Consider the following 19779-nt stretch of genomic DNA (forward strand, 5'->3'; position numbering starts at 1 on the left):
CGGCGTCGCCTATTGTCTTGATCACAGCTCCGGATAAGCGGCGGCGTGGCCGGCAAGGCAGAGGGCAAAAAGCGGTGCCCCGTCGACACCGCGCGCTTGTATGGGAGCTGCCAGCAGCGGTGCGAGAACCGTTTGCAACGCCAAAGCATAGGCCACCATCCAGACAAAAACCCGTCTGGATGGCAAACCCCACTGCTGTCGTCTCGCAAATTTGCCCACGTTCACTTCGCTCGACATAGAGGCGATGACGTGTGGAGTGCATTGACGCACCAGCGCAAGGCTAGCATCTCGCCAAGGGAACAAAAGGACAAAAATGTCACTATTGGGGAGGAATAATCTCGGCGGATGCACCGCCCCCCAAATAGCTGCTCTTCGGCCCTGTTCGCTTAACCGCCTGCGCCCGAATGCGCCCGCGGGCAAGTCCGTTCATGGCACTTAGCTGACGTGCTACGGCAGTCTTCCGATGTCCGCTCTTGGGGGTCGAACAGAAGCAAATCACCCGCGCCCGAAGATCGCCTTTTGACCCAGACCGGAAGTCGGGCTCCGCTGCATCAGATGAGATGCCACGGCTCAAAACCCCCTCAACCATCGGCTTACATTTTTCATACCAGCAGCTTATTCTTTGGGTGTGCGAAGATGTCTTCCTCCGAAGGGAGGCCATTGTGAGGGGTTGGCAACTTGCGCTATCACTTCGAGGAGTTTGCATTCGACACCGGCCGGCGCGAACTGCATCGCGGGCCAGATGTCATTTCCATTGCGCCGCAGGTGTTCGATTTGCTCGAATACCTGATCGTCAACAGGGAGCGCGTCGTCAGCAAGGACGATCTTGTCAACGCCATTTGGAACGGCCGCATCGTTTCCGATGCTGCACTTACAACGCGCCTGAATTGCGCCCGGGCTGCCCTTGGCGATTCCGGCGAGCAGCAGCGCCTCATCAAGACACTGCCACGTAAAGGCTTCCGATTCGTCGGTGCGGTCCGGGAAGAGCGCGCGCCGGCAACCGCGCTGAAGCCAACCCTCGCGCTCCCCGACAAGCCGTCCATCGCCGTCGTGCCGTTCCAGAATTTGTCCGGCGACCCCGAGCAGGAATACTTCACCGATGGCATGGTGGAGGACATCATCACCGCGCTCTCGCGGTTCAAATCGCTGTTCGTTATCGCCCGCAATTCGAGCTTCACCTACAAGGGCAAGGCTGTCGATATCAAGCAGGTCGGCCGTGAACTAGGTGTGCGTTACGTGCTCGAAGGCAGTATCAGAAAGGCTGGCGGCAAGGTCCGTATCAGCGGCCAGCTCATCGAGGCCGCTACCGGAGCGCATCTATGGGCTGATCGGTTTGACGGATCGCTGGATGACATCTTTGCGCTGCAGGATAAGGTCACCTCCAGCGTAGTCGGCGCAATCGCGCCGCGCTTGGAACTGGCGGAAATCGATCGGTCGGAGCGCAAACCAACCGAAAGCCTCGACGCCGTTGACTTGTACTACCGCGCTATCCACTCTCAAAGGCGTCTTACCCGCCAAGGACATGAAGATGCTGTGCGGCTTGCCCGGCAAGCGATTTCGCTCGATCCCAATTTTGCAGCCGCGTATGGCCTGATCTTGGACTGCTATATTGACCAGAAAGACCAGGGTTGGATCACAACCGATGATGCTGCCGCCGAAGGCAAGCAATATGCTTTGCGTGCAGTCGAAGTGGGAGCGGATGACGCGTTTGCGCTTGCGCGGGCAGCAAATTTTTTCGGCAACGTATTAAAGGACACCGGAACTGCCGATGTGATCGCGGATCAGGCAATTGCCGTAAACCCCAACTTGTCTGTAGCTTGGCGAATGCGCGGCTGGGTTAGCATTTACCTCGGTCGACACGAGCCTGCCCTCGAGCAATTCCACTACGCCATGCGGCTCAATCCTCTCGATCCCGAAATCTATCTTGTCGAGGCCGGACTGGCGTGGGCCAATTTCTATCTTCGTCGTTTCGAGGTTGCCCTATCGTGGGCTACCAAATCGCTGGCCCGTCAAAAAAACTACAGCGCGGCCATAGGGATTGCTAGGGCGAGTTACGCCATGCTCGGCCGTATTGCCGATGCGCAGATGATGGTGGCCCGTCGGCGTGAAGTTGGCGCTCCTATGACGACGATTTCTCAAATTAGGAAACTGATCGCAAATCATCGGCAAGAGGATGTTGAACTCTATATCGAAGCCTGTCGTATCGTTGGCGTGCCCGATTGAGATAAGCGCGCCCGGCTCGCCGCCATTCGCGGTCGACCTTGAATGTCGCATATTGGCACCTTTGAGACATGCCGACGGACACTGAAAATGTCTGCTTATCGGGGTAGATCGGAAGTGGTCGGCGCACGGTCGAAATGACGCGTTTGACCCATAAGAGACATGAGATGAGGAGCTTAACATTAGGGTGGTTCATTGGATCATCAGATGGTGATTGGGAAGTGGCGGCCCAGAGGCCACGCGATGCCAAAGCGGTATGTGGTCCACGATGGCGTCCGCTTGGAGCATTTTCGCTCAGGCGTCGCCAAACAATATGTGTATACTATTTGGCGAGGCGCTAGCGCGTAGCACGGCGTATTAGCCTCGGCACCCTCTTGACGAGCACGCGCGATTGATTTCGATTTGGCCAACGCTCTTTTTCCGTCATCCCCACTCCCGGAATAAGAGTCTGCCACTGGGGTTGCAAAGACAATCCCGCAAAAAATCAGGGAGGCTGTCATGGTCGGACAATTCCACCGCCTATTCGTCGTTCCAGGCATCATCTTGCTTTCCCTTGAGCTTCAGGCATCAGCCCAGGATACAGTGCGCATCCGCGGCACGGTCGAGCGCATTGAAGGTCCTGTCTTTGTGGTCAAGAAGCGGGAAGGATCGGAAGTCAAACTAACCGTGACCGACAACCCACTGTTTGTCGCGATTGTCCCGGCTAGGATGAGCGACATCAAACCGGGGATGTTCGTGGGCTCGGCTGGAATGATGCAGGAGGACGGCACCCAAAAAGCGATCGAGGTCCACATCTTCCCGGAGTCGATGCGCGGCACCGGCGAGGGCCACTACGATTGGGACCTTTTACCCAAGAGCAAGATGACGAACGGTAATGTGGAACACGCGGTCACAGGCGTGGATGGACCGGTGCTGTCGGTCAAATACAAGGACGGGGAGAAGAAGCTGGGCGTGACACCGCAAACCGTCGTGGTGACCTACGAAATCGGCAAGCGGGAGGAGATTCAACCGGGTACTAAGATATTCGTAAGCGCCGCCAAGCAGCAGGCAGATGGCACGCTGCAAACGCCGCGCATCACCTACGGCAGAAATGGCGAGGGCCCAGCATTCTAAGCTTCGCGACCCTTCAAGTTTAGAACCAACCCGACGCCGAGATAGGGCCTCTCGCCTGCGGCTGCGCGCGGGGGCACCTATCTTAGGCAATACAAGCGGCACCTACACATCCTGCGACATGCGAAACATCATTGACAGATTCCACTGAGGGCTGAAAAAAGCCCGCGATGCGACCGAACGGCAATGATCAGGGGTTTCTCGCGTCCTATTTTGAATTCGTAGACTGCAATTTCATAAAGGAGCCGCGACCCAACGTAGCCAAGGGTCACGAACGCGTTTTCTTGCGAACCCTTTTGAGCAACTTCCCAACGATTTGCAACCGACAACGCATCGCCGACAGCATTGTCGGCTTCCTTGTCGATCGATACGTGGCGTTTAAAAGGTGCACTTGGCGCGGGCCGAACAAGTCCCTCGTCATTTACCCGCACCCATTCCCTAATTTCACACGAATAGACCTCGGCCACGGCTCCGGTCAGGCACACAGCAAGGGCCGCCATAATGGCTGCAAATGTGGTGTTGAGTTTCAATCAAATCACTTTCCAGCTGGCTTGTTACTCTCCCTTCGCATTGAAAAATTGTACCACGTGAACGACCACAAAAGTGCTAACCGGGTTGGGATTGCGGTTTTTTCCTCGGGTCAGCTATCGCTCAAGCGCCGTCAACAGCGACTAGGGGGCGACCATGTACGAAGTTCTGATATTGCTGGTTCTGGTAAATTTAGGCTTCACCAGCTACATCTGGCGAACGGTCAGGCGCGGCCCTAAGCGGAAATTTCTAGGTAAGCTGCTAAATGGCAAGCCCATCACGCCCAATCATACACCGTCCTCGTTACGAAACGGCATGGAGCTAGGAATCACCGACGAGGATCGACGGTTCTTCTCCGATTTCGAGATGTTTGCCGACGCTCTAAACCACAGGTTCGAGCCAGACGAGCCATGGCGGTTGCAAGAACGACCTGACGCTGAACTCACAGGCCGCGAGGAACCAGAGTACGGTCGTCGCTACGAGATTTTCTATAACGAATATAGCGTTGGAAACCTGCAGATTTTTGCGAGCCACCACTACGGCCCTGCTGATCCACAGGTCGGAACCGAAATCGAGTTGCAGTACGCTCGATTGCTGCCGTTTGGCGAAATCAACAGGTTCATTTCTGCTATCGGTAACTTCACGGCATCAGGAAATGCAGAAGAAGCTCAGCGTGTAAAAAATACGATTCATGAAACGATGCTCAATGAGCTTTGGCAGCATGAGTTCGACCCCGACCTAGATAGCCGGAATAGCGGCGGATCAATCGAGCTTCGGTTTGATGGATCAGCGGCAGCTTTTTTGAGGACTTCAACAAACCGCAAAGCCCGCTCGATCTGACAGGATATCCGAGCCAACTCCGCTTCAAAACCGACATCGTCGCTCTCGGCCTTGGAATCTAAAAGCTCGGTGATCAGAAACAGGTCACGGAACGTCCGAACCTGGCGGGCACTCGAGTCCGGTCGTGGCACGAAACGGACCAACCGGGCCGGTCTGGCGATGTCCGTTGATTGGGGTAAACCGGAAGTGGTTGGCAGAGGGGCAAAACGACGCGTTTGACCCGCAGCGGACATCACGCCCCAGTGGTTGCCGCCCCCTGTGTGTTCGGGAAATGTCCCACGTTTTTGATTTGTTCCTTTAGCCTCGGTGGGTACTGGCCTGTTCTAACCCCTCGTGGCCTAATTTGATTTTGGCAGTTGCCTAGTTTGCTTAAACTACAGTCGGTGGCGGAGCGCGTACCTGGTCTAGTGTGCGCGATGGCCAACAATCCCATCAACGATTATTATGTCGTTACTTCTCGACGCGGCCAGCAACCTGAACGCTGGAGCTGGGAGATACTCCGCAAGAGCACTCCATTGGGCATCAAGATGACCGGAGACGGATACCAATCCGACGCAGCCGCGCAATTTGCAGGGAAACAAGCGCTGGCGGAATTTCTGGCCGACCTATTGAAAGAAGAGAACCGCCCGAGCAAGTAAGGCCGCCTTAGTTGGCGGTCTTATAGAACCGAGCTCGCATTTCGCCTTCCGGCACTTTTCGGACCTGACAGGCTGGGCTGTGGAAGTCCGTTTATGGGAGCAAAGCAGACCTCGCCGATGCGGGCGTCGACTTCCGAAAATGACCCTGGCTGTGTGACCAAGACTCGGAACGGACATCGTAGGGGCCACGTGCAATAACGATCTTCAGCTTCGGGAGTCATCGAAGCAAACCTCTCGATATGGTAACAAGCCTAGAGGTTACGGATCGCATCAATGTCATGCGGTCCTTAGGGGGAATGTTGGATGGTCAGGCTGCGAACCTTGCTATCGATTTTGGGTACGCAGGGCGCAAGGGGAATGACCATCGCGCTGTGCGTCGGCGCGTTCGTTCCCGTGATTTGGCCGGGATTGGGCATGGCTCTCAGGCCAAGCCTCCCGTTGATGATAGCAGTATTCCTTGTCAATGCGTTTGCGCAGCTTGATCTGAGCCATGCAAGGCAGAACCTGACACGACCCATAAGACTGTTGTCCGCAACGGGTTGGGCAATATTTGTTGTTCCTGCCGCGGTCCTCGAGCTGTTGTGGAAAGGCGTTCACACGGGCCCACTACAGACACCAACAGGTACCATTCCGGCCTCGAACAAGCCGATCGAGATGCCGGCCTGCCAGGTCGTCCGGGTCGAGGGTGATAAGGTCAAGAGCGCCTCGCACTACTTCGACATGCTGACGATGCTCACACAGATTGGTGCCACTGGCGCAGTAAAGACTGCTGCGTAAAAGGGAAAGCCGCACCATCAAATTGAAAAAGCCCGCCGGCGTGAACCGGCGGGCTCATCAGCCCAAAACTGATACAGTAGCAGGCTGTCACTCTGACTCTATTGTTCCCAATCAATATTAATAGTTCTGAATTGTAAATTTCGCCATCCTCGTCAGCGTGGAGCCGTCGATGACAATTTGGGCATAACGCGATAACGAACGACGCATCATCTCGCGCACCATCGCTGACGTTTCGCATTCCATAACATTCGATTTGCGAATGTCTGCTGTTGAAGGGAGGCGGACATTCGCCGGATCATTGGTGTCCGCTTCGTCGCCTGAACCTAGGCAGTCAGGCGCTACGCTTTAGCTTGCCGGTCTTCAACAGGCCCTCGAGTTCCTTGAGGGCCTGTTCCTCGGAGATTCCGTCTACCAGCGCGATCTCTCCGCAGAGGCGATCGAGCGCCGACACGTACAACTGCCGTTCGCTGAAACTCTGGCCGGAGTCGCCCGGTCGGAAAAGATCGCGAGCGACCTCCGCGATCGCGACGATATCTCCGGATTTGATTTTGCCTTCGTATTCCTGAGCAAGCCGGGACCAGTTGCCGCGGCCTTTCCGGGGAGTTTCGTTCAGAATCTGTTTCACTCCTTGGACCGAGGAAAGATCTGATGGCTTGCGCATTCCGACGTTCGCGGCTTTCCGGACGGGAACGCGGACGGTCATTTTGCTTTTTGTGAAAAAGATGACGAAGAACTCCAGGCTCGCTCCTGCAACGGTCTGCTCTTCAATCGACAGAATCTGTCCAACGCCGTGCGCAGGATAGACGACGAAGTCCGTCGCCATGAATTCAAAGCGAATCTTCCCGTTTTCGCGCGCACCGGGAGGCGCCGAGGCGGCGTCCGGCGCCTCCAAGTAGCGACCGGATTTCGCTTTCTGGTCGTCCAAGCTCATGTCGCGGTTCGACTCCTTCGGGTGTTGTACCGACTGATCGCCAATCACGCGGCAAATTACTTGAGCGTTCTAGTCCCTGCGGCGCGCTTGGCGCCGTCTTCGCTGCTTACAACATCATTAAGCGCGAGAAGCCAGCATCGCCACATAATGATCGCACGCATCGGATTCCCATCGAGTCGTGTGGCTTCTCGGCAACTTGTTCCGTATGGGGAAGAGAATTCGGCGGGCTCTCGGGTGCGCCGTGGAAGTTCTTCGAGATCACGACCAGCACGGAGAATTACGGGATTCTCCGCGGCGCGATTCCAGTTGCGGCTGAACTTTCTGACTTCTTCCCGAATGTCCGAACCGCGTCAAAAGCACACCTCAAGCAGCGACTGTTCGACGTGTGCTCTTCCCTGTGAATGCACCGTCATTAAACTTAACCAGCAATCTTAATCAGCGGTTTTTCTTGCGGGGCACTGTAGCCGCGCTACCGTCATCTTATCGGTCACGGAGGTGATCTATGAGCGATAAGAAGACGAAGGCCGAGCTGCTCGAGATGCTGGCCGAGGCGGTCCGCAATACGCAACCCCAGCCGGTCGGCAACACCCAACCCGAGTCTGTCCACGACCCACAACCCGAGCGGAAACGTAAAACGCAATCCCGCAAAACGCGGCCAGCGTCGCAGCGCACGGCCAAAATCAAAGACGTTCGGGCATCTGCTAGCCGCGGGCGGCGGCGTCGATAATGCAGCCGAGGACTTCATGATCGATAAAATGACGAAAGACCCCGCGCAACGACCGGCGGAAAAAGCTTTTCTGCAAGCACATAAGCGAAGGGCGGTAACTGAATACGAAAAAGCGCAGGAAGCCTTCCAAAAGAACTACGAACGATTGCGGGCGGAGCGATTAGCTAGGGAAGCCGCGAAGCCCAGAGAGAAATAGCACCGTTGTTCCTGGGTTACATGAAAGCGCTGGACGGCACTCTATATTGATGCGCCCTAGACTGCTCGTGACCGCAGAGCGCCCATACCTGCGTAGTTGCTCGCGCAGGTGGCCAGAGTCCGTTGTGGGTCAAAAGCCTACATTCCACAATTGTCTGATTCCAGCGAGAAGCGGAAGTCAGCGTTCCATAGCAATGGATAAGCGAACTTCCTGCAGCAGAGCTGCAGCCCAAGACGGGTGCTCTCAGGCATGACTCTGTGAGGGCGTAATGGGCTTGGCTTCCACACGTGCCGCGCGTTTGTAGAGGTATGCCGAAAGCAAGCCGCCTGCCCAGAACGTCAGGAAACCGATCACGATGAACAGAATCGAGAGTGGCAGCGCCAGTATCCAGTCATAAACGCGCTGAAGGCCAAGCCAGCCAGAGCCAAAATTGCGAATACCCCCTATCGCTACTTCGAGGGGAAGTGGATGCCAAATGTCGGTTCGCAGCCACTCAACTAGTTGATAGCCGAAGATGAGGATTCCGGTGGCAGCGGCCACGACGAGAAACAGTAGTGCAAGACAAGAGACGACACGGTCCATGTGGATGCCTTTCAAAAAAAGGAAGAAGCGATCGCGCCAGGGATGCTCCTTGCGGTGCGCGCGACGCCAGGCCTTGTATGATGCCTTCATTAGCTGAAGGCAGGTTTGGCGGGGCATGGGTATATTGTCGTACGCGCCAGGTAAATTGGTATGACCGCGCAATGCTTCCGGCCGGTACAGTGACATAACATCATACTGCAACACGCCAGGCATCCCGAAGCGTTCCACCACAGTTGGATGCAACGTGGCTTCTGGAACCGGGGCGCGATCGGATTTGCCTGCAAGGCGGAAGGCGAGGCTACGGGTTTCGTCGTGTTGTATCCCGTCCGCAGCAGGATGCATCGTTAACACCGCACGATCTAGGATGAGGCCCCTTTCGCCCAACGAGTCAGACGCCGCGGCGACCATCCAACCAAGTGCGATGTCAGATAGTCGCGATTCATTTTCCAAGTAACCACCGCCGATATCGGCGTGGTTACCCGCAAACCAGAACTGCTCAAGCCGTTCCATTGCCGGGCGTTCGATGCGTCTTCCCTCGCCCCATTTCACGCGCTTGAAATCTGCCCGGCGCTCATCGATCGAAATGGCGTGCCGCGCATAGCCAACGCGTGGGTCCAAGGCCTGATCGTAGAATTTCTGCCGGAAGGTGGTGAGATGGATAGTCTCCCACCAATGGAATCCGGGCAACGAAAACGAGAATTTAAGATGCGTGAAAACGTAGGCCGCGCCCGCAAGGCAGACTGTATCGAAAACGAGCCAAGCCGCCCAATAGATGGTATTTTCTGCCGAGAAATACCCAAGCGTAAGTGAGGCTGCTAACAGGACGACCCCATAGAGCGCGGCCAAGATTGCCAATGAGCCGTAGTTCGACAGGGCCGCTACGGTATCAAACACGCCGATGAAAAACGGAAAGGTGTCTGACGTATCCGTACAGGCGTGCCTTGTTCGATATTGTTGAGCTAGCGCGCGACGCTGCTCAAAGAATTGCGCATCGCGGGGCGAGCTGACATGTTGATAGACACTCTTCACCGCAGTTGTTGCCAGCTTGCGTGCCGAGGCCTCGTTCCGCTTCAGCGGTACGCCTGGTGCCGTTTGCGTCGGAATGCCGGAATAGCATAGCGCGGTGGCAAGGCAGCGGACCGTGTATGCTCCACGGCTGAATCCGAAGAGAAAAATCCTGTCTCCAGGGCGCCAGAGTTGAATAATCGCTGTGTAGCAGTCGATGATGTTGTGTGTGATCCCGAGGCCCGTCGCCTGGCTCACCAAATTATAGAAGGCGCGCCATGCTCGCAGCAGGCTGCCGCCGCTCTCCGGCTGCGTGCCGAGACCGGGATCATAATAGGCAAGCTGACGCTCCGGAGGCACGTTCGAGTCAGGTCCGGAGCGCGCCGCGCGGTAGAGCTTATAGATGTTTGTCCGCGCTTCATCGAAGTACACGCCACCGCGCTGCCCAGTGCCATCCGAGAAGATGATAATGTTGCGCCCGATCGGCGACGTTGGAGTCCCTGTCATGGCCGCTCCCCCTCAAACTAGCTTAGCGCAACCGCAGATAGAACGCAGGGGCGTTGTTCTATTTTCCACAGGGGAAGTGGAACCAACTAGGGCCTACATAGTGCGGAATGTTGTGCTGACGATGAGGCCGGCAGCGGTTTGAGGAGGTCTTCAAGCTGTAGAGCGCTGGGTTAGCTTCCGCAGAGAATGGCCTCGATAATATCTGGCGTGATCAAAGTGCCTTCAACCGGCAGCGTTGTAGCGCATTGATAGTTCGTCGATGATCCTGCAGACCATCGCGTACCCCTCTCTGCCACATTCTTTTGTTGCACGAGGTGAAGCATTCTATCTCGATCTCGCCCTGAAGGCGAAGAGTTTACGAACTACCGGCGCAGTATCGTCCTCAATTAACTTGATAATGATCTGCGGAACGTGTCCTTGGCGAGTAAGATCACGGGAGTTTATTTGCTGATCGTGCCGTTATCTGAGTTAGGAGCCGTGCTTCATGACTGATACCTCCGCGCAATTATTCTATTTCTACAATCGTCATCCCATCTCGCGCGACATCATCCTTGCCAAATTGCGGGCAAGCCGCGGTCATCTCGACAACCTTCACCCGGAAGATCTGTATGCGCACGACCAGGACCATTATGGCGGTATCAACGCCACGGACGAACTCGCGCGACAGGCGCAGATTGGTCCCGGGACGCCTGTCGCCGACTTTTGCGCCGGTCTTGGCGGAACCGTACGCTATCTCGCTCACAAATACGGAGCCGACGTTACCGGTGTCGAATTGACCCCCGTGCGCGCTGCAGGCGCGCAAGAACTGACGAGGCTGGTCGGCCTGCAGGGAATCGCGCGGATCGTAGAGGGCAACGTGATGGACGCTCCTCTGGCCGACGCGAGCGTCGATGCGGTCGTCAGCCAGGAGGCATTCTGTCACGTCCCCGATGTTAAAAAGGCAGTTGCAGAAGCAAAACGCATTCTGAAGACCGGGGGCCGCTTGGCCTTTACGGATTGGGTCGCCAATCAACCGCTGGAAGCTGCGGACGTGCAACTGATGTGGGACGGGATGGCAATTCAACCGCTCCGTTCGATTCCGGATTACCGACACTTGGTCGAGGGAACTGGCCTGAAGGTGCTTTCCGTCGCTGACCTGACCGAGGAATGGAGGCCGATACTCAACGAACGGCTCACCATGTACCAACGGTTGCGCGAAGAAGCGAGGCAGTCGGGAACGCCGGTGGGACACGATGCATTTCATGAGTCCTACATCCGATTTGTCGACCTCGTCCAACAGCGTAAGCTCGGTGGCGTCCGGATTGTAGCGAGCAAGTAGGCGGCAATCCTTCGTATGTCGCCGGTCAAGGTCGCCTCATCGCCCTTCGTAGACGATCAGGCCGACTGCCGCGGAGGACCGCTTTAACCCGAAGCGGAAGCTCGTCGCAAAATTCAAATTGATCTAACGCAACGCTTAAATGGTCCAATCGGGGTCCCGAAAACATCGATGCGGCGTCTGTTCCCGACAAATGGACAGGCCGTTGGATGTCGTAAGAGTTCGCAAGATAGAAGAGCAAGTATCGTCCAGCTGGGTTCAGCTAGGCATGGTGCCGGAACAGACACGGCACGTATCTGTGGCGGTAAATGTGGCGGCGCCTTTTTGGCCCGTGTGACGCTGGTTGTAAGCCGTTGATCTCATTGGTGGGCCCGGCAGGACTCGAACCTGCAACCAGACCGTTATGAGCGGCCGGCTCTAACCATTGAGCTACAGGCCCCGCCGCGAGCGGCCGAAAAGGGCGGCCGGCAACGGTGCTGGCATCGTTTACAGGGGAGATGGCGATCCGGCAATCCCGGGCTCAATCAACCGAGACGCCGGCGAATTCCACTACCTTGCGCCACTTCTCGGTCTCGTCCGCGACCAGTTTGCCGAATTCGGCCGGTGTCATCGGCTTTGGAAGGCCGCCTACCTCGGCGAGCCGTGCCACCAGCTTGGGATCTTTCAGCGCTTCGCCGATGGCCTTGTTGAGGCTCGCGACGATTTCGGGCGGCGTGCCCTTCGGAGCGGAGATGCCGTAGAAGCCGACCGATTCGAATCCTGGCACGGTTTCGGCGATCGCGGGCACGTCCGGCACGGTCGGCCAGCGCTGCGGCGAGGTGACGCCCAGCGCACGAACGTTGCCGCCCTTGGCCTGCTCGAGCGCGGAGGGGAGGTTGTCGAAGATCAGTTGCACCTTGTCGGAGATGATGTCGGGGAAGGCAATCGCCGAGCCGCGATAAGGTACATGGACCATGTCGCACTTCGTCATCGCCTTGAACAACTCGGCGGACATGTGCACCGAGGTGCCGTTGCCGGAGGAGGCGTAGGAAATCTTGCCGGGGTTCGCCTTGCAGTAGTCGATGAACTCCTGCACCGTCTTCACCGGCATGGCGTTAGACACCACCAGCATGTTGGTGAGCTGCATGATGCTCGCCACCGGCGTGGTGTCACGCAAAAAATCATACGGCAGTTTCTTGTAGAGCGAGGTCGAGATCGCGTTGTTGGGGGCGACGAACAGCAGCGTATAGCCGTCCGGCGGCGAACTGATCGCGGCAGCCGCGGCGATGTTGCCGCCGGAACCAGTGCGGTTCTCCACCACGAATTGCTGCCCGAAATGGTCCGACAGCCACTGGCTCATGATGCGGGCGACGATATCGACCGGACCGCCGGCGGCGAAGCCGATCAGCCACCTCACCGGGCGGTTGGGATAGTCGGCGGCGAGGGAGGGGGTGGCGGAGGTCGCAAGGCTCAAAATGAAAACGAGGGCCGGCAATGCCTTTCGCAGAAGTCCGATCATAATACTCTCTGACTTTTTCTTGTTGGGATGCCGGCATGCTTCCATAAAAGCGCGCAATTGCCTACAACCTCCGCTGCGCATTGACGGGCCTATCTCCCTGTCGATGGCGCATGGCGGCAGAACGCTTGAGGCCCAGCATGAAACTCGTTCATATTGTCGGTGCGGTCTTCCTGCTTGCGGGCGCCGCGGCGGCGCAAGATGGAGGAAAGACCATTACAAAGACCACAATCAGCCTCGGAACCGCGACGCCGGGCGGCGGCTTCCCGGTCTATGGCAATGCCTTTGCGGAAATCATGAACGCCGCCGATCCGGCGCTCTCGATTGAGCCGCGCAACACCAAGGGCTCCAACGAAAACATCCCGCTGCTGGAAAGCGACCAGCTCGACATCGCGCTGGTGGCCGGCGAGCCGTCCTATGAAGCCTTCATGGGCATCGGGCGGGCGCCGACAAAGCTGAAAATCCTCACTGCGATGTATTCCAGTCCCGGCATGTTCGTGGTGCGGGCGGACAGCCCCTACAAGACCATCAAGGATCTGGTCGGCCAGCCGGTCGCGTTCGGCGCCAAGGGCTCCGGCCTGCCGATCCTGTCACGCTACATGCTCGACGGCATCGGGCTGAAACAGGACGAGGATTTCAAATCGATCTATCTCGATCGCGCCGGCGATGGCCCGACCATGGTGCAGGACGGTCGTGCCGCCGCGCTGTGGGGCGCGGGCATTGGCTGGCCGGGTTTTGCCGCGATGGCGCAAGCCCCCGGTGGCGCACGGTTCATCGCGCCCGACGCCAGCGAGATCGCGCGCATCCGCGCCAAGCACACCTTTCTCAAGCCGCTGACGGTCCCCGCTAACAGCTATCCCAACCAGACGGCGGCGATCGATTCCGTCGGCTCATGGAGTTTTGTGCTCGCGCGCGAAAGCCTGCCCGATGACGTTGCCTATCGGCTGGCGCGCACGCTGCACGGGGCCGAGGCGGCGCTGTGCAAGAAGCTACCGCAGGCCTGCGAGACCACGGCGGCGAACACGGTCACGGCTGCGCCGAATGCAGCGCTGATCCACCCCGGCGTGATGAAGTATTTCCGCGAGGTGGGGGTGGTGAAATAAGAGTTGTTGATCGTGCCCCGGACGCAGCGCAGCACGAAGTGGTGCGCTGCTGACCCGGGGCCTAACTTCCTGCAGACTGGCGGCGTGGGTCCCGGCTCAGCGGTGCACCGCAAGTGCGCTGCACCACGTCCGGGACACGTCCCCTCGTCCCTAGATTATTTCTTCGCCATCGCGCATGCCGGATCGATCGGGCCGAACGCGTCATCGCCGGAGATTTTTGCGAGGATCTGATAATAGTCCCACGGATATTTCGATTCCTCCGGCTTCTTGACCTGCACCAGCCACAGGTCATGCACCATCAGATTATCCTCGCGCAGTTTACCGTTGCGGGAGAAGAAATCCTCGACCGGCTTTTCGCGCATCTTGGCCGCCACCTTCAGCGGCTCGTCGGTGCCGGTCTCCTTGATGGCTTCGAGATAGTGGATGACCGAGGAGTAGACGCCGGCCTGCCACATCGTCGGCATCCGGTTCATCTTGGCGAAATAGCGCTTTGACCATTCGCGGGTCTTGTCGTCCATGTCCCAGTAGAACGAGGTCGTCAGCAGCAGGCCTTGCGCGGCCGGCAGTCCCAGCGAATGGATGTCGGTGATCAGCGCCAGCAATGCGGCCATCTGCTGGCCGCCCTTGAGCACGCCGAACTCGGCGGCGGTCTTGATCTCGTTCATGTTGTTCGGCGGACCCGCCGCGATGCCGATGATCTTGGCCTTTGAAGCCTGCGCCTGCAGCACGAAGGATGACAGATCGGGAGTTGCAAGCGGCGGCCGCACCGAACCCAGCACCTTGCCGCCATTGGCGGTGACGACGGAGGAAGCGTCGCGTTCCAGCGAGTGGCCGAACGCATAGTCGTCTGTGATGAAGAACCAGCTGTCGCCGCCGCGCTTGACCACGGCCTGCGCGGTGCCGACCGCGAGCGAACGGGTGTCGATCACCCACTGCATCGCGTAGGGCGAGCAGAATTTGCCGTGGAAATCGGCGGCGAGCGTCGAATGCGTGATGAACAGCTTCTTCTTCTCGTTGGCGATGTTCTGGACCGCAAGGCCAACCGCCGACACCGGGACGTCGACGACCAGATCGACCTGGTCGACATCGTACCAGCGCCGCGCGATGCCGCCGCCGATGTCGGGCTTGAGCTGGTGGTCGCCGACGATGATGCTGATCGGCTTGCCCAGCACCTTGCCGCCGAAATCGTCGATCGCCATCTGCGCGGCGGTGACCGAGCCCTGGCCGGTCGGCGTCGATGCCGGACCGTTCATGTCGGTGAGCACACCGATCTTGACCACATCGTCGGACACTTGCGCTGATACGGCGGTCGACGCCAGCATCGCGGCCGCGAGAATTCCCAGCCTGGAAAGGTTCCTGGCGAACATCCTGTCTTCTCCTCCCTGGAATCGGCGCGTTGGCCGCGGGTCGTCAGGCGGTTGCCCCGCCAATTGGTCTCATTTGCAACTATTTTGTCCCGGCGTCAACGTGGCCGAATGGAGGGAGTGTCTGCGAGCGGTACCCGGTTCTGTTTATTTCCGGCCCGATTCAGGGCATAGCCGGACCATGACCTCGCCGCAGCGCCTGCCGACCTCGCTCACGCCACTTGATAAGGCGCTCGATGCCCTGCTGCAGGGCGTGGAACCGGTCGCGCCGGTAGAGCTGCCGCTTGTCGAGGCGCTACGGTGCATTGCCGCCGAGATGCCGCCGCTCAAGGCTCATCCGCCGCGCGACGTCGCCGCCGTGGACGGTTTTGCGTTCGGTGCGCGCGATCTCGTCGGTGCATCCTCCTACTCGCCGCTGCCGTTGACGACGCCGCCGGTCTGGGTCGAGGCCGGCGATGCGATGCCGGAGGCTTGCGATTGCGTGCTCGATTCCGATTCCGTCGATGTGTCGGGCCCGCTGCCGCAGGTGCTGGTGGAGGCGATCCCGGGGCAGGGCGTGCGCCGGGCCGGTGGCGATATCGCCGCGGGAAGTCTTGTCGTGGAAGCCGGGCGGCGCGTGCGGCCACGCGATCTCCTGCTGGCGCGTGCGGCCGGACTGGATCGATTGAACGTCCGCCGTCCGCGGCTGCGTATCGTCAATGTCCCCGGCGGCAACGTGACGGCGGATTTGATCGCGGAGAGCGCACAAGCCGCCGGTACCGAAGCGGTCTACTTCACTGCCGCGGGCCGCGATGCCGCGTCGGTTGCGGCAGCACTCGATGACGGCGCGTGCGATCTGCTCCTGATCGTCGGCGGCTCCGGCGTCGGCCGCACCGACGCTGCGGTAGCCGCATTGGCTGCGCGTGGCACAATTCTTAGCCACGGCATCGCTCTGCAGCCCGGCCGCACCTCGGCCGCCGGGCGCCTCGGCAAGACGCCCGTTGTAGTGTTGCCGGGCGCGCCGGATCAGGCTTTTGCAGCATGGTGGACGCTGGCGCTTCCCGTGCTCGATCGCCTCTCGGGCCGCCGCCCGCGCAAGACGGTCAATTTGCCGCTGGCGCGCAAGATTGCATCCGGCGTCGGCATCGCCGAGATCGTGTTGCTGGAGCGGAAGCAAGATCTATGGGCCACGCTGGCGGTGGGCGAACTGTCGCTTGATGCGATCGCCCGCGCCGAAGCCTGGCTCGTGGTATCGGGCGGCTCGGAAGGCTTTGCGGCAGGCAGCCCGGTCGATGCCTATATGTTGCGGGGCTGATATGAGCTCAAAAATGACCAATACCCCGGCGCCGAAAGATCGTGACGTCGATCAGGACCAGTTCCTGACGATCCTGTCGCGCGAGGATGCGCTGGCGCGATTCGAGGCCGCCTTTTTTCCGCGTGCGGTGCCCGCAGAAAAGCGCCTGCTCGCGGACGCGCTCGGCTGCGCGCTCGCCGAAGACGTGGTGGCGCCGATCGACGTGCCGCCGTTCGACCGCTCCAACGTCGATGGCTTTGCGGTGCGTTCCGCCGATCTCGCTTCTGCCGGCGAGGCCTCGCCGGTGCGCGTGATGCTGAACGACGAGGTGATCGCTTGCGGCACTGCGCCGACACGGCCGGTCTTGTCGGGCACGGCCACATCCATCGCGACCGGCGGTCCAGTGCCGCGCGGCGCGGACGCCGTCGTGATGGTCGAACACACCCAGCCGGCAGAGCCTCGCGCGATCGAGATCCGCCGCGCCGCTTCCCCCGGTCAATTCGTCTCCTATGCCGGCTCCGATATCGCGCGTGGCGAAGCGCTGCTGCGCGCTGGCACCGTCATCGGCTCGCGCGAGATCGGCATGCTGGCCGCCTGCGGCATCGCGCAGGTTTCCGTCGCGCGGCGGCCGCGCGTTGCGATCATCTCCACCGGCGACGAACTGGTGCAGCCCGGCCAGCCGCTGCGACCGGCTGCGATTTACGACACCAACGGCGCGATCGTCACCGCGGCGATCACGGAGAACGGTGGCGAGGCAAAGTTTCTCGGCGCCATCCCCGACGATGAGGCGCAACTCGAAGTCGCGATGCGCAGGGCGCTGGACACCAGCGACATGCTGGTGCTGTCAGGCGGCACGTCAAAAGGCGCGGGCGACGTCTCTCACCGCGTCATCGGCCGGCTCGGCAAGCCCGGCATCATTGCGCATGGCGTGGCGCTGAAGCCGGGCAAGCCGCTGTGCCTTGCGGTGTGCGACGGCAAGCCCGTGATCATCCTGCCGGGATTTCCGACCTCGGCGATGTTCACGTTCCACGACATGATCGTGCCGGTGCTGCGGCGAATGGCGGGCCTGCCGCCACGTTCGGATGCCAAGGTCAATGCGCGCGTGCCGGTGCGGATCGCCTCCGAACTCGGCCGCACCGAATTCGTCATGGTGTCGCTGGTCGAAGGGTCAGACGGGCTGATCGCGTACCCGACAGGCAAGGGCTCCGGCGCCATCACCTCCTTCGCGCAGGCCGACGGCTTTCTGAAGATCGACGCGCTCGCGGATCAGATGCCGGCGGGCAGCGAGGCCGAGGTGACGCTGTTCACGCCGCATGTGCGGGTGCCGGATCTCGTCATCGTCGGCAGCCACTGCACCGGCCTCGATCTCGTCACCGCGCCGCTGGCGCATGCCGGGCTCGTCGTGCGCTCGATCGCCGTCGGCAGTCTCGGCGGGCTCTCGGCCGCCAAACGTGGCGAGTGCGACTTTGCGCCGATCCATTTGTTCGACGACAAGACCGAAACCTACAACACGCCCTATCTCAGCGACGGGCTTGAACTGGTGCCGGGCTGGCGGCGCATGCAGGGCATCGTGTTCCGCAAGGGCGATCGGCGTTTCGAAGATTTGAGCGCGGAAGACGCGGTGCGCGCCGCACTCGCCGATCCCGCCTGCATCATGGTCAATCGCAACCAGGGCGCGGGCACGCGCATCCTGATCGACCGGCTGCTCGGCGGCGCACACCCGGACGGCTACTGGAATCAGCCGCGCTCGCACAATGCGGTGGCGGCTGCGGTCGCGCAGCAGCGCGCCGATTGGGGCATGACCATTGCGCCGGTCGCGCATGCGTCAAACCTGGGTTTCATTCCCTTTGCCGAAGAGCATTATGATTTCGCGCTGGTGACGGCGCGCAAGCAGCGGCCGGCGGTGCAGGCCTTTCTCGACGCGCTGGCGTCGGACCAGGGCCGCACGGCGCTGGAGCAGGCGGGCTTTCGGCCGGCCTGACGCGTGACATGTAAGCCGTCAACAGAAGCGGCTCGGGGCAGGGATGGGAATGGCAAGACCGCTATCGATTGCGATCATCGGCGCCGGCATGGGTGGACTTGCGACCGCCGCGGCGCTGCGGCGGGTCGGCATCGACGTCACCGTCTACGAGCAGGCGACGCAGTTCGCGCGGATCGGCGCCGGCATCCAGATCGGATGCAACGCCATGAAGGTGCTGCGCGGGTTGGGGCTGGAGGAAAGGCTGCGTGCGCAATCCTTCTATCCGCGCTCCTGGAACAATCGCGACTGGCGCACCGGCGAAGTCAAATTCGACATGATTTTTGGCGAGAGCGCCGAACAGAAATTTGGCTCGCCCTATCTGCTGGCGCATCGCGGTGATCTCCACGCGGCGCTCGCGAGTGCTGTTCCGGACGAATGCGTCAAGCTCGATCACAAACTGGTTGGCCTGGACGAGACCGGTGAGGGCGTCCGGCTCGCCTTTGCCAATGGTACAAGCGCGACCGTCGACGCCGTGATTGGCGCGGACGGCATTCATTCCCTCGTGAGGGACATTCTGTTTGGCGCCTCGCCAGTCAGTTTCACCGGGCGGATCGCCTATCGCACCACCTATCCGGCCGCGCTGCTCGGGGGCGAAAAGATCGACGATTGCACCAAATGGTGGGGCGAGGACCGCCACATCGTCATCTATTACGTCAAGCCCGACCGCAGCGAGATCTACCTTGTTACCAGCCAACCGGAGCCGGATTTCCGTATCGAGTCGTGGTCGGCGAAGGGCGACGTCAGGGAATTGCGCAAGGCGTTCGCCGGCTTCGACCGTCAGGTCGAGCAGGTGCTGGCCGCGTGCCCTGATGTCCATAAATGGGCAATCGTGGATCGCAACTCGCTGGAGCGATGGGCGGATCGCAACGTGACGCTGCTTGGAGATGCCTGCCACCCGATGACACCCTACATGGCGCAGGGCGCGGCGATGGCGATCGAGGACGCCGCGGTGCTGTCGCGCTGCCTCGACGGCGTCGAGCGGGACGGCGTTGCGAATGCATTTCGCCGTTTCGAGGCGACGCGCAAGGAGCGCACCGCGCGCATCCAACAGACCTCGCGTGCCAACACCTGGCTCAGCGGGAGGACCGATACCGACTGGGTGTACGGCTACGACGCCTGGACGGTGCCGCTGGCGGCGTAAGTTTCCC

17 protein-coding genes and 1 tRNA gene are annotated in these 19779 nt (G+C 60.0%); 12 read left to right on the top strand and 6 right to left on the bottom strand.

Features of this window, described 5'->3' with window-relative positions; all coding sequences use genetic code 11:
• Positions 1 to 678: 678 nt before the first annotated feature.
• Together ACPPVP_RS10420 and ACPPVP_RS10425 are read left to right on the top strand one after the other, a co-directional pair.
• On the top strand, positions 679 to 2223 hold the full coding sequence (locus ACPPVP_RS10420; protein ID WP_426533788.1) for a winged helix-turn-helix domain-containing tetratricopeptide repeat protein: 1545 nt from the start codon (positions 679 to 681) through the stop codon (positions 2221 to 2223).
• Positions 2224 to 2718: 495 nt separating this feature from the next.
• On the top strand, positions 2719 to 3333 hold the full coding sequence (locus ACPPVP_RS10425) for a hypothetical protein (RefSeq protein WP_426533790.1): 615 nt from the start codon (positions 2719 to 2721) through the stop codon (positions 3331 to 3333).
• A 128-nt stretch (positions 3334 to 3461) separates the two neighbouring features.
• Here ACPPVP_RS10425 and ACPPVP_RS10430 read toward each other — a convergent pair whose 3' ends face one another.
• Positions 3462 to 3860: a hypothetical protein gene (locus ACPPVP_RS10430; protein WP_426533792.1), complete on the bottom strand. Its 399-nt coding sequence runs from the start codon at positions 3858 to 3860 to the stop codon at positions 3462 to 3464.
• A gap of 154 nt (positions 3861 to 4014) precedes the next feature.
• On the opposite strand from ACPPVP_RS10430, the gene ACPPVP_RS10435 reads away from it, so the two are divergent.
• The 3 genes from ACPPVP_RS10435 (at position 4015) to ACPPVP_RS10445 (ending at position 6113) form a co-directional block, all read left to right on the top strand.
• The gene (locus ACPPVP_RS10435) at positions 4015 to 4698 is read left to right on the top strand and encodes a hypothetical protein (protein WP_426533794.1); all 684 of its coding nucleotides are present in this window, start codon (positions 4015 to 4017) and stop codon (positions 4696 to 4698) included.
• Positions 4699 to 5114: 416 nt separating this feature from the next.
• Positions 5115 to 5336, top strand: coding sequence for a DUF3622 domain-containing protein (locus ACPPVP_RS10440; protein WP_426533796.1), 222 nt, complete (start codon positions 5115 to 5117; stop codon positions 5334 to 5336).
• 357 nt (positions 5337 to 5693) lie between these two features.
• The gene (locus ACPPVP_RS10445) at positions 5694 to 6113 is read left to right on the top strand and encodes an ester cyclase (protein ID WP_426533798.1); all 420 of its coding nucleotides are present in this window, start codon (positions 5694 to 5696) and stop codon (positions 6111 to 6113) included.
• Between the two features lie 331 nt (positions 6114 to 6444).
• Here the strand turns inward: ACPPVP_RS10445 and ACPPVP_RS10450 are convergent, their stop codons facing one another.
• Positions 6445 to 7044, bottom strand: coding sequence for a CarD family transcriptional regulator (locus ACPPVP_RS10450; protein ID WP_426533800.1), 600 nt, complete (start codon positions 7042 to 7044; stop codon positions 6445 to 6447).
• Between the two features lie 502 nt (positions 7045 to 7546).
• On the opposite strand from ACPPVP_RS10450, the gene ACPPVP_RS10455 reads away from it, so the two are divergent.
• Positions 7547 to 7771: a hypothetical protein gene (locus ACPPVP_RS10455; protein ID WP_426533802.1), complete on the top strand. Its 225-nt coding sequence runs from the start codon at positions 7547 to 7549 to the stop codon at positions 7769 to 7771.
• A 16-nt stretch (positions 7772 to 7787) separates the two neighbouring features.
• Positions 7788 to 7967, top strand: coding sequence for a hypothetical protein (locus ACPPVP_RS10460; RefSeq protein WP_426533804.1), 180 nt, complete (start codon positions 7788 to 7790; stop codon positions 7965 to 7967).
• Between the two features lie 243 nt (positions 7968 to 8210).
• On the opposite strand, the gene ACPPVP_RS10465 is transcribed toward ACPPVP_RS10460, so the two are convergent.
• On the bottom strand, positions 8211 to 10061 hold the full coding sequence (locus tag ACPPVP_RS10465; RefSeq protein WP_426533806.1) for a T6SS phospholipase effector Tle1-like catalytic domain-containing protein: 1851 nt from the start codon (positions 10059 to 10061) through the stop codon (positions 8211 to 8213).
• Positions 10062 to 10545: 484 nt separating this feature from the next.
• Between ACPPVP_RS10465 and ACPPVP_RS10470 the strand changes: the two genes are divergently transcribed.
• A complete protein-coding gene (locus ACPPVP_RS10470) occupies positions 10546 to 11379 on the top strand; it encodes a class I SAM-dependent methyltransferase (RefSeq protein ID WP_426533808.1) in 834 nt (277 codons plus the stop codon).
• A gap of 360 nt (positions 11380 to 11739) precedes the next feature.
• On the opposite strand, the gene ACPPVP_RS10475 is transcribed toward ACPPVP_RS10470, so the two are convergent.
• Positions 11740 to 11815 (bottom strand) — tRNA-Ile (locus ACPPVP_RS10475).
• Positions 11816 to 11896: 81 nt separating this feature from the next.
• Positions 11897 to 12874, bottom strand: a complete 978-nt coding sequence (locus ACPPVP_RS10480) for a Bug family tripartite tricarboxylate transporter substrate binding protein (RefSeq protein WP_426533810.1) — start codon at positions 12872 to 12874, stop codon at positions 11897 to 11899.
• Between the two features lie 137 nt (positions 12875 to 13011).
• On the opposite strand from ACPPVP_RS10480, the gene ACPPVP_RS10485 reads away from it, so the two are divergent.
• Positions 13012 to 13974 carry a TAXI family TRAP transporter solute-binding subunit gene (locus ACPPVP_RS10485; RefSeq protein ID WP_426533812.1) on the top strand — a complete coding sequence of 321 codons (963 nt, stop codon included), beginning with the start codon at positions 13012 to 13014 and terminating at the stop codon, positions 13972 to 13974.
• 155 nt (positions 13975 to 14129) lie between these two features.
• Here the strand turns inward: ACPPVP_RS10485 and ACPPVP_RS10490 are convergent, their stop codons facing one another.
• Positions 14130 to 15341: an ABC transporter substrate-binding protein gene (locus tag ACPPVP_RS10490; protein ID WP_426533814.1), complete on the bottom strand. Its 1212-nt coding sequence runs from the start codon at positions 15339 to 15341 to the stop codon at positions 14130 to 14132.
• A 178-nt stretch (positions 15342 to 15519) separates the two neighbouring features.
• On the opposite strand from ACPPVP_RS10490, the gene ACPPVP_RS10495 reads away from it, so the two are divergent.
• From ACPPVP_RS10495 to ACPPVP_RS10505, 3 genes are read left to right on the top strand one after another with little or no spacing between them, the layout of a single operon-like run.
• Positions 15520 to 16632: a molybdopterin-binding protein gene (locus tag ACPPVP_RS10495; protein WP_426533816.1), complete on the top strand. Its 1113-nt coding sequence runs from the start codon at positions 15520 to 15522 to the stop codon at positions 16630 to 16632.
• 13 nt (positions 16633 to 16645) lie between these two features.
• Positions 16646 to 18592, top strand: a complete 1947-nt coding sequence (locus ACPPVP_RS10500) for a molybdopterin biosynthesis protein (protein ID WP_426533818.1) — start codon at positions 16646 to 16648, stop codon at positions 18590 to 18592.
• 49 nt (positions 18593 to 18641) lie between these two features.
• Entirely contained in the window at positions 18642 to 19772 is a 1131-nt protein-coding gene (locus ACPPVP_RS10505) for an FAD-dependent monooxygenase (protein WP_426533820.1), read from the top strand.
• The last annotated feature ends 7 nt before the right edge of the window (positions 19773 to 19779 follow it).

The sequence above is a fragment of the Bradyrhizobium sp. McL0615 genome (assembly GCF_049993905.1).
Classification (GTDB): domain Bacteria; phylum Pseudomonadota; class Alphaproteobacteria; order Rhizobiales; family Xanthobacteraceae; genus Bradyrhizobium.

Bases quoted from the DNA above. Each gene is read 5' to 3' on its own strand.
- ACPPVP_RS10425 (WP_426533790.1), top strand. From the start codon at position 2,719: ATGGTCGGACAATTCCACCGCCTATTCGTCGTTCCAGGCATCATCTTG.
- ACPPVP_RS10435 (WP_426533794.1), top strand. From the start codon at position 4,015: ATGTACGAAGTTCTGATATTGCTGGTTCTGGTAAATTTAGGCTTCACC.
- ACPPVP_RS10440 (WP_426533796.1), top strand. From the start codon at position 5,115: ATGGCCAACAATCCCATCAACGATTATTATGTCGTTACTTCTCGACGC.
- ACPPVP_RS10445 (WP_426533798.1), top strand. From the start codon at position 5,694: ATGACCATCGCGCTGTGCGTCGGCGCGTTCGTTCCCGTGATTTGGCCG.
- ACPPVP_RS10450 (WP_426533800.1), bottom strand. From the start codon at position 7,044: ATGAGCTTGGACGACCAGAAAGCGAAATCCGGTCGCTACTTGGAGGCG.
- ACPPVP_RS10455 (WP_426533802.1), top strand. From the start codon at position 7,547: ATGAGCGATAAGAAGACGAAGGCCGAGCTGCTCGAGATGCTGGCCGAG.
- ACPPVP_RS10460 (WP_426533804.1), top strand. From the start codon at position 7,788: ATGATCGATAAAATGACGAAAGACCCCGCGCAACGACCGGCGGAAAAA.
- ACPPVP_RS10465 (WP_426533806.1), bottom strand. From the start codon at position 10,061: ATGACAGGGACTCCAACGTCGCCGATCGGGCGCAACATTATCATCTTC.
- ACPPVP_RS10470 (WP_426533808.1), top strand. From the start codon at position 10,546: ATGACTGATACCTCCGCGCAATTATTCTATTTCTACAATCGTCATCCC.
- ACPPVP_RS10480 (WP_426533810.1), bottom strand. From the start codon at position 12,874: ATGATCGGACTTCTGCGAAAGGCATTGCCGGCCCTCGTTTTCATTTTG.
- ACPPVP_RS10485 (WP_426533812.1), top strand. From the start codon at position 13,012: ATGAAACTCGTTCATATTGTCGGTGCGGTCTTCCTGCTTGCGGGCGCC.
- ACPPVP_RS10490 (WP_426533814.1), bottom strand. From the start codon at position 15,341: ATGTTCGCCAGGAACCTTTCCAGGCTGGGAATTCTCGCGGCCGCGATG.
- ACPPVP_RS10495 (WP_426533816.1), top strand. From the start codon at position 15,520: ATGACCTCGCCGCAGCGCCTGCCGACCTCGCTCACGCCACTTGATAAG.
- ACPPVP_RS10500 (WP_426533818.1), top strand. From the start codon at position 16,646: ATGACCAATACCCCGGCGCCGAAAGATCGTGACGTCGATCAGGACCAG.
- ACPPVP_RS10505 (WP_426533820.1), top strand. From the start codon at position 18,642: ATGGCAAGACCGCTATCGATTGCGATCATCGGCGCCGGCATGGGTGGA.